Annotated in this window: 11 protein-coding genes; 9 read left to right on the top strand and 2 right to left on the bottom strand. The window is 45.5% G+C overall.

The genetic code is table 11. From position 1 onward, the window contains the following. From nadD to rsfS, 3 genes are all read left to right on the top strand, one after another. Positions 1–517, top strand: a 517-nt coding sequence (nadD, locus tag AC1WIP_RS07855; protein WP_481141329.1) for a nicotinate (nicotinamide) nucleotide adenylyltransferase, incomplete at its 5' end; no start/stop codon positions are given. After that, positions 504–1,094 (top strand): bis(5'-nucleosyl)-tetraphosphatase (symmetrical) YqeK, encoded by a 591-nt coding sequence (yqeK, locus tag AC1WIP_RS07850; RefSeq protein ID WP_481141328.1) that lies wholly within the window; start codon positions 504–506, stop codon positions 1,092–1,094. The genes nadD and yqeK, both read left to right, overlap by 14 nt. A 34-nt stretch (positions 1,095–1,128) precedes the next feature. Further along, positions 1,129–1,479, top strand: a complete 351-nt coding sequence (gene rsfS, locus AC1WIP_RS07845) for a ribosome silencing factor (RefSeq protein ID WP_318704305.1) — start codon at positions 1,129–1,131, stop codon at positions 1,477–1,479. Positions 1,480–1,533: 54 nt separating this feature from the next. Here the strand turns inward: rsfS and AC1WIP_RS07840 are convergent, their stop codons facing one another. Further along, entirely contained in the window at positions 1,534–1,746 is a 213-nt protein-coding gene (locus tag AC1WIP_RS07840; RefSeq protein WP_318704304.1) for a DUF378 domain-containing protein, read from the bottom strand. A 182-nt stretch (positions 1,747–1,928) separates the two neighbouring features. Here AC1WIP_RS07840 and AC1WIP_RS07835 point away from each other — a divergent pair, with 182 nt between their 5' ends. The 6 genes from AC1WIP_RS07835 (at position 1,929) to AC1WIP_RS07810 (ending at position 7,405) form a co-directional block, all read left to right on the top strand. Continuing rightward, a complete protein-coding gene (locus tag AC1WIP_RS07835; protein WP_481141327.1) occupies positions 1,929–3,161 on the top strand; it encodes an ABC transporter substrate-binding protein in 1,233 nt (410 codons plus the stop codon). 141 nt (positions 3,162–3,302) lie between these two features. Next, positions 3,303–4,187: a branched-chain amino acid ABC transporter permease gene (locus tag AC1WIP_RS07830; protein ID WP_318704302.1), complete on the top strand. Its 885-nt coding sequence runs from the start codon at positions 3,303–3,305 to the stop codon at positions 4,185–4,187. Positions 4,188–4,197: 10 nt separating this feature from the next. Then, a complete protein-coding gene (locus AC1WIP_RS07825; protein ID WP_481141326.1) occupies positions 4,198–5,289 on the top strand; it encodes a branched-chain amino acid ABC transporter permease in 1,092 nt (363 codons plus the stop codon). 2 nt (positions 5,290–5,291) lie between these two features. After that, a complete protein-coding gene (locus tag AC1WIP_RS07820) occupies positions 5,292–6,050 on the top strand; it encodes an ABC transporter ATP-binding protein (RefSeq protein WP_481141325.1) in 759 nt (252 codons plus the stop codon). An 11-nt stretch (positions 6,051–6,061) separates the two neighbouring features. After that, positions 6,062–6,772 carry an ABC transporter ATP-binding protein gene (locus AC1WIP_RS07815; RefSeq protein ID WP_481141324.1) on the top strand — a complete coding sequence of 237 codons (711 nt, stop codon included), beginning with the start codon at positions 6,062–6,064 and terminating at the stop codon, positions 6,770–6,772. 12 nt (positions 6,773–6,784) lie between these two features. After that, complete coding sequence (locus AC1WIP_RS07810) at positions 6,785–7,405, top strand: cytidylate kinase-like family protein (RefSeq protein WP_481141323.1); 621 nt, start codon at positions 6,785–6,787, stop codon at positions 7,403–7,405. 88 nt (positions 7,406–7,493) lie between these two features. Here AC1WIP_RS07810 and lexA read toward each other — a convergent pair whose 3' ends face one another. Further along, positions 7,494–8,111 carry a transcriptional repressor LexA gene (gene lexA, locus AC1WIP_RS07805; RefSeq protein ID WP_318704297.1) on the bottom strand — a complete coding sequence of 206 codons (618 nt, stop codon included), beginning with the start codon at positions 8,109–8,111 and terminating at the stop codon, positions 7,494–7,496. Between the last annotated feature and the right edge of the window lie 56 nt (positions 8,112–8,167).

The raw sequence follows: 8,167 nt of genomic DNA, 5'->3' as shown, positions 1-8,167 counted from the left end.
GATGTGGCTGATACCTACTGCCTGTTCCTACATGAAAAAACAGGAGGATATTCTTGCACCGGAGGAACGCTATCATATGGCGGAGCTGGCGGTCTCCGGCAACGAAAAAATGCGTTGTCTGGACTTGGAAATCCGGCGGGGAGGATATACCTACAGCTATGAGACCATGGAAGAGCTTGGAAAGAGCTTTCCAGAAACGGAATTTTTCTTTCTTGTGGGAGCGGACTGCCTTTTTTCCATGGAAAGCTGGAAATGCCCCCAGCGCCTTTTTCAAAGCTGCCAGATCATTGCCGCTGTGCGGGAGAATGCGGATATGGGAAAGATGGAGGCAAAAAAACAGGAGCTTTCGAAAGCGTTTGGAGCCCGTATCCATCTGTTTGCCTTCAGAAATATAGAGCTGTCCTCCACTGAAATCAGAGAGAGGATACGTTTCGGAAAAAGCATCCGTTATCTTGTTCCCGACCGGGTAATATCTTATATAGAGGAAAAAGGTTTTTATAAGAATGAAGGAAATTAATTTCAGAAAAATCAGAAAGGCCATGGAAAAAACCTTGGATGCCAGACGGTATGAGCACACTTTGGGAGTGGAATATACGGCGGCGGCCCTTGCCATGCGCTACGGGGAATCTATCCGCAATGCACAGCTGGCCGGACTGCTGCACGATTGTGCGAAATGCCTTACGGATGAAAAGAAGCTGTCCATTTGTGAGAAGCATAATATTGCGGTCAGCGAAATAGAAAAGAGAAATCCCTTTCTGCTTCATGCAAAGGCGGGCAGTTACCTTGCCATGAAGAAATACCATGTAAATGATGTGGATGTAATCAACGCTATTTTAAATCATACTACGGGAAGGCCTGGCATGAGCCTTTTGGAGAAAATTGTCTTTACAGCGGATTATATTGAGCCTGGCAGAAATCAGGCCCCTAATTTGGACAAAATCCGCAGGATGGCATTTGAGGATCTGGATCGGGCGCTGGTTATGATACTGGAAGATACCCTTGCGTATCTAAGGGATACGGGAGGGGAAATGGATCCCATGACAGAGAAAACATACGAATATTATTGTAATAAGATGGGAAACACTGTAAGTTGATATGCGCAGAAGATGCGCGGAAATGAGGTGAAGAATGGAGAATAAGAAATCAGCGGCAAGACTGGCCGTGGAGGCCCTGGAAGATAAAAAGGCTGAGGAAATCAGAGTGATTGATATCAGTGAGGTGTCTATTATTGCCGATTATTTTATTATTGCGGGGGGAAGCAACCGCAGCCAGATACAGGCGCTTTGTGACAATGTGGAGGAGAAGCTGGGAAAAGCAGGCTTTTTGGTAAAGCAGGTGGAGGGGTATGATACCGCCAACTGGGTTTTGCTTGATTTTGGGGATGTGATTGTCCATATTTTTGACAAGGAAAACAGACTGCTTTATGATCTGGAGCATCTTTGGAGAGACGGAAAGACAGTGGATGCAGATTCCCTGTAGAGAGGGACGTATGTACAAAAAGGAAGATGCCTTAAGAGACATCTTCCTCATTTTCTAAGAATCTGCACCATCTCCCAGCTTCATATAGAAGGTGAGCAGATATAGGCCGCAGAGACCTACAATGACGTAAACAATACGGGACAGCCAGGACATATCGCCGAAGATAAATGCTACCAGATCAAAGCGGAAAAGCCCGATTAATCCCCAGTTTACAGCACCGATAATTGCAATCGTAAGAGCAATGCCATCTAAGAATTTATTTCCCATTCTAGTTAACCTCCATTGATTCGTTCAAGATTATTTTTCCCTTTGTGGTTATATTTATACAGGATGAAATAGAGTTTTTTGAAATTATTATTGGCAAGGAAACGGCAAAAGGTTATTATTCTAATAATAATTGTATTAGATTATATCTGTATACAATTATGAGCAAAAAGGAGGGAACTATTATGAAGAAATTTCACAAGTTAGTAAGCACTGCGGTAGTTTCTGCAATGGTTTTGGCTATGGCAGGCTGCGGTACGCAGGAGCAGGACGCAGGCGTTTCAGAAAGCTCAGCTTCCAATGAAAGCGCGAGTGCTGCAGAGGGAACAGAAGCGGCTTCGGAAGGCGCTTCCGCCGGCACTTTTAAGATTGGCGGCATGGGGCCTCTCACCGGAGACAATGCAGTATATGGCATGGCAGTAAACAATGCTGCACAGATGGCCGTTGATGAAATCAATGCGGCAGGCGGCGTAAATGGATATACCTTTGAGCTGAATTTTCAGGACGACGAGTCTGATGCTGAGAAGGCTGTAAACGCTTATAATGTTTTGAAGGACTGGGGCGCGCAGATAATTGTGGGCGCAGTGACCAGCGGCCCTTCCATCGCGGTAACGGAAAAGACAATGGAAGACAATATGTTCCAGCTGACGCCTTCAGGCTCTGCTGTAGAATGTACACAGTATGACAACTGCTTCCGCGTCTGCTTCTCTGACCCTAACCAGGGTGCTGCATCTGCACAATATATCGGAGAAAATGCGCTTGCAGAAAAAGTAGCTGTGATCTATGACAGCTCCAGCGTATACTCCACCGGCATTTATGAAAGCTTTGCTCAGGAGGCTGAGAACCAGAGCTTTGAGATTGTGGCAGCGGAGGCATTTACTGCAGACAACAAGACTGATTTTTCCGTACAGCTTCAGAAGGCTAAGGATGCAGGAGCGGATTTGGTGTTCCTGCCTATCTACTATCAGGAGTCTTCCCTGATTTTGACCCAGGCAGACAGCATGGGTTATGCACCTGCTTTCTTCAGCTGCGATGGTATGGATGGCATTTTGAGCGTTACTAACTTTGATCAGAGCCTGGCGGAAGGCGTTATGCTGTTGACACCTTTTGCGGCAGATGCAGAGGATGAACTGACACAGAATTTTGTTTCCACCTACGAGGAGAAATTCGGCGGCATTCCCAATCAGTTTGCGGCAGATGCCTATGATGCAGTGTATGCAATCAAGGCGGCGATTGAGCAGAGCGGCGTTACTCCCGATATGAGCGTATCCGATATCTGCGAAGGCTTAAAGAGCGCAATGACTCAGATTACCATAGACGGCCTGACCGGTTCTGGCATGAGCTGGACGGCGGATGGCGAGCCGAACAAGGAGCCCAAGGCTGTAAAAATTGTAAATGGCACTTACACAGCAATGTAATGATGTTTGAACCAGAGAGGGTTGCCGTATAAGGCAGCCCTTCTTTTTAAACAAAATGAATCTGCTTGCCAGGTTTGGACGCATCTGTTATACTGAATATTGCGTGATAAGTATATGTTAAGACACTAACGGGAGGTACTTATGAGTTTTGTTACTTATTTAATCAACGGCATCAGCCTTGGCAGCGTGTACGCACTGATTGCGCTGGGATATACCATGGTTTATGGTATCGCCAAGATGCTGAATTTTGCCCATGGGGACGTGATTATGATAGGAGCCTTCACCACCTATACGATATGCAGCACGATGGGCCTATCGCCTCTTATCGGCGTTCCTGCTGCTGTTATTGTGTGTACTGTGCTGGGGATGGTGATTGAAAAAATTGCATATAAGCCTCTGCGGAAGGCGGCTTCTCCGCTGGCAGTACTGATTACCGCCATCGGTGTAAGCTATCTGCTTCAAAATTTAGCGTTGTTGATTTTTGGCGCAGATACAAAATCCTTTACCTCCGTAGTGCCTATGGAGTCCATCAAGCTTGCAGACGGTCAGATCAATATTACGGGAGAGACCATTGTCACTATTTTATCTTGTATTGTCATTATGGTTGGTCTGATGCTTTTTATCAATAAAACCAAGGCCGGACAGGCGATGCTTGCGGTTTCCGAAGATAAGGGAGCTGCGCAGCTTATGGGTATTAATGTAGACGGAACCATAGCGCTTACCTTTGCCATTGGTTCTGCATTGGCCGCTATTGCGGGAGTGCTTCTTTGTTCGGCATATCCGTCCTTAACTCCCTATACCGGTTCCATGCCGGGCATAAAGGCGTTTGTGGCTGCGGTATTCGGCGGTATCGGTTCTATTCCGGGAGCGTTTATCGGCGGAATTCTGTTAGGTATTATTGAGATTTTCAGCAAGGCATATATTTCCTCTCAGATGGCGGATGCAATCGTTTTTGCCGTTCTGATTCTTGTATTGCTTATAAAGCCTTCGGGTCTCCTCGGCAAAAACATTCAGGAAAAGGTTTAGGGAAGAGCATATGGAAAAGAAATTAAAGACAAACAAAAAAATTAAAATGAGCAAAACCCTGAGAAGCAATCTTATTACTTACGGAATCGTGCTTGCCGCTTATATTATCATTCAGATATTGATTTCGGCCGGCAGTTTAAGCAGTCTGATACAAGGCCTGCTGGTGCCGCTGTGCTCGTATGCCATTTTGGCGGTATCCTTAAACCTTACTGTGGGGGTTCTTGGCGAGCTGAGTCTGGGACACGCGGGATTTATGTGTGTAGGAGCTTTTACCAGTGCGTTCTTTTCGAAATGTATGCAGGAGGCGATTCCTTTATCCGGTGTCCGGTTTTTTATCGCTATATTGATTGGGGCGGCCAGCGCTGGAATTTTCGGTATTTTGATCGGGATTCCTGTTCTGAGACTGAAGGGAGATTATCTGGCTATTGTCACACTTGCCTTTGGAGAAATCATAAAGAATATCATCAATATACTTTATGTAGGCGTAGATGAAAGAGGTTTACATTTTTCTTTTACCAGCTCCATGGATCTGAATCTGTCGGAGAATGGAACGATCATCATAAAAGGAGCCCAGGGAATTACCGGAACTCCCAGTGATTCCTCCTTTACCGTAGGTGTTATTCTGCTGTTAATTACTCTATTTATTGTGTTGAATCTGGTGCATTCCAGGGACGGGCGCGCCATTATGGCCATTCGTGACAATACCATTGCAGCGGAGTCCGTTGGCATCAATATTACGAAATATAAGCTTATGGCATTTTCCATTTCCGCTGCCCTTGCGGGAGTGGCAGGTGTATTGTATGCCCACAATATTTCCTCTTTACAGGCAACTACCAAAAATTTCGGTTATAATATGTCTATTATGATACTGGTATTTGTGGTGCTGGGCGGCATCGGAAATATCAGAGGTTCGGTGATATCTGCAGTGGTGCTGACGTTGCTGCCGGAGCTTCTGCGCGGACTGAATAATTACCGTATGCTGATTTATGCCATTGTTCTGATTGCAATGATGCTGTTTAACTGGGCTCCAAAGGCGATTGCATGGCGGGAGAAGGCTGCCTATAAACTGAGACTGAAAAAGACGGCAAAGGAGGCTGAGTAGCTATGGCATTACTTGAGGTGAAAAATTTGAGTATCTCCTTTGGCGGACTTAGAGCTGTGGATGATTTTAATGTGGAGATCAAAAAAGGCTGTCTGTATGGACTGATCGGACCAAACGGTGCGGGGAAAACTACGGTTTTTAATTTGCTTACAGGTGTCTATAAACCGGATCAGGGCATTATTACTCTGGATGGCAAGGATATTACAGGCCGTAAAACAATAGAGATCAACAGGGAAGGAATTGCCAGAACCTTTCAAAACATTCGTCTTTTTAAAGATTTATCCGTAATCGACAATGTTAAGGTAGGTCTCCACAATCATTTGAAATACAATACCCTTATGGGGATTCTGCGTTTTCCTGTTTATTATAAGATTGAGAAGCAGATGAAAGAGGAGGCGCTGGAGCTTTTGAAGGTTTTCGGACTTGAGGGAGAGGCAGATACCCTTGCGTCCAATCTTCCCTATGGCAAGCAGCGCAAGCTGGAGATTGCCAGGGCATTGGCTACAAAGCCAAAGCTTTTGCTGCTGGATGAGCCTGCTGCGGGTATGAATCCCAATGAGACGCAGGAGCTGATGGATACCATTCGTTTTGTCCGGGATCATTTTGATATGACTATTTTACTCATTGAGCATGATATGAAGCTGGTAAGCGGCATCTGTGAAGAGCTTACGGTGCTGAATTTCGGGCGCGTTCTCTGCCAGGGAAATACAAGCGAAGTGCTGAACGATCCGGAAGTAATCAAGGCTTATCTGGGGGAATAGGAGGACACGTTATGGCAATGTTGGAAGTTAAGGATTTAAAAGTATATTATGGCATCATTCAGGCGATTAAAGGGGTTTCCTTTCACGTAAACGAGGGAGAGGTTATTGCCTTGATCGGAGCAAACGGAGCGGGAAAGACTACAATTCTGCATACAGTTTCCGGCTTGCTGTCTCCCCGGTCAGGAAGCGTGGTCTTTGAGGGAGCGGACATTGTAAAAATTCCGGGGCACAAAATTGTGTCCATGGGTATGGCCCATGTACCCGAGGGAAGAAGAGTGTTTGCCCAGCTTTCCGTTCTTCAGAATTTGAAAATGGGAGCCTATACACGCAAGGATAAGGAGGAAATCGAAGAGACGCTGAAAATGATATTTGACCGTTTCCCACGCCTTGAGGAGCGTCAGAATCAGCTGGCGGGAACATTGAGCGGCGGAGAGCAGCAAATGCTTGCCATCGGACGGGCGCTGATGTCACATCCAAAGCTTATTTTGATGGACGAGCCTTCTATGGGACTGTCCCCCATTCTCGTGAATGAAATATTCGATATTATAAAAGAGGTCAGCAAGAGCGGCACCACAGTCCTTCTGGTGGAGCAAAATGCCAAAAAAGCACTTTCCATTGCAGATAGGGCCTATGTTTTGGAAACGGGAAAAATTGTACTTGAAGGAGCGGCAGGCGATCTTCTGAACAACGTATCTATTAAGAAGGCATATCTCGGGGAGTAGGAGGAAAGAGCCATGGGAAATATAGTGATTACAATAGCAAGGCAATATGGAAGCGGTGGACGGACCGTTGGAGAGATGCTTGCAGACAGACTTGGCATTCACTATTATGATAAGGAGCTGATGAAGCTGGCCAGCGATGAGAGTGGTATCAATGAGGCTCTTTTTGTAAATGCGGATGAAAAAATAAAGAGTACAAAACTATTCCGTATTGCCAAGAGTGCCTACAACGGCGAACTGATTCCGCCGGAGAGCGATGATTTTACTTCCACCGACAATCTCTTTAATTACCAGGCAAAAATCATTCGTGAGCTGGCAGAAGAGGAGTCCTGCGTTATTATAGGCAGGTGTGCAGATTATGTCCTGAAGGAATGTGATAATGTATTAAGCGTATTTGTACATGCGCCTATGGAATTCTGTATAGAGCAGGCTGCCAAAAAGCACAGCATGAGCCCAAGGGAATTAGAGCGTTTCATTTTGAAAACGGACAAACACCGGGCAGAATATTACAAATATCACACAGGCAGAGAATGGACAGACGCCAGAAATTATGATTTATGTCTAAACAGCTCGAAACTTGGGTTTGACAGATGCGTGGAAGAGATCATAGCATATATGGACGTAAGGTTTCGATAAAAGCAAAGAAAAACGCATGCTAAAAATTATGAGGCGGCACGGTCAAAGCGGCAGGAGACTGTCAGCAAATGACCGGCCGTCCTTTGTGTTATCGGTAAAAACGGAAAATGCCAAAAACCACACCCAGTATCTGGCAGTCGTCCACAATGATAGGCGCCATAGAATCGTTTTCAGGCTGGAGACGGATATGTCCGTCTTCCTTATAGAAAGTTTTTACAGTGGCAGAATCATCAATCAGTGCAACAACAATCTGACCATTGTGGGCATCAGAGGCACAGTGCACCAAAACACGGTCTCCATTTAAAATGCCTGCATTGATCATGGAATCGCCTCGAACATTTAATATAAAGGACTCTCCTTTAGGAACAACCTCTGCAGGAACTGGAAAATAATCCTCGATATTCTCTTCCGCCAAAATAGGCTGGCCAGCCGCCACATTTCCTATAATAGGCAGACTCACCATTTCCCTGCGGAGCATCTGAAAATTATCGTCACAAATTTCGATTGCACGGGGTTTTGTAGGGTCTCTGCGGATGTAACCGTTCTTTTCCAGTGTTTCCAAGTGAGAATGCACGGAAGAGGTGGACTTTAAATTGACGGTTTCGCAGATTTCCCGAACAGTGGGCGGATAGCCCTTGTTTAAAATTTCCTGTTTGATATAATCAAGAATCTCCTGCTGTTTCGGTGTGATTTTTCCAAATGCCATATGTAAAACCCTCCAAAATGAATGTTCGCTGGTATCTGAATTCAGTATAGCATACA

It is taken from the genome of Acetatifactor sp., from assembly GCF_982438285.1.
Note: the sequence above shows the minus strand (reverse complement) of the source record. Positions and strands in the feature narration are given on the sequence as shown.

Coding starts and splice junctions, on each gene's coding strand:
- yqeK (WP_481141328.1), top strand. CDS start 504: ATGAAGGAAATTAATTTCAGAAAAATCAGAAAGGCCATGGAAAAAACC.
- rsfS (WP_318704305.1), top strand. CDS start 1,129: ATGGAGAATAAGAAATCAGCGGCAAGACTGGCCGTGGAGGCCCTGGAA.
- AC1WIP_RS07840 (WP_318704304.1), bottom strand. CDS start 1,746: ATGGGAAATAAATTCTTAGATGGCATTGCTCTTACGATTGCAATTATC.
- AC1WIP_RS07835 (WP_481141327.1), top strand. CDS start 1,929: ATGAAGAAATTTCACAAGTTAGTAAGCACTGCGGTAGTTTCTGCAATG.
- AC1WIP_RS07830 (WP_318704302.1), top strand. CDS start 3,303: ATGAGTTTTGTTACTTATTTAATCAACGGCATCAGCCTTGGCAGCGTG.
- AC1WIP_RS07825 (WP_481141326.1), top strand. CDS start 4,198: ATGGAAAAGAAATTAAAGACAAACAAAAAAATTAAAATGAGCAAAACC.
- AC1WIP_RS07820 (WP_481141325.1), top strand. CDS start 5,292: ATGGCATTACTTGAGGTGAAAAATTTGAGTATCTCCTTTGGCGGACTT.
- AC1WIP_RS07815 (WP_481141324.1), top strand. CDS start 6,062: ATGGCAATGTTGGAAGTTAAGGATTTAAAAGTATATTATGGCATCATT.
- AC1WIP_RS07810 (WP_481141323.1), top strand. CDS start 6,785: ATGGGAAATATAGTGATTACAATAGCAAGGCAATATGGAAGCGGTGGA.
- lexA (WP_318704297.1), bottom strand. CDS start 8,111: ATGGCATTTGGAAAAATCACACCGAAACAGCAGGAGATTCTTGATTAT.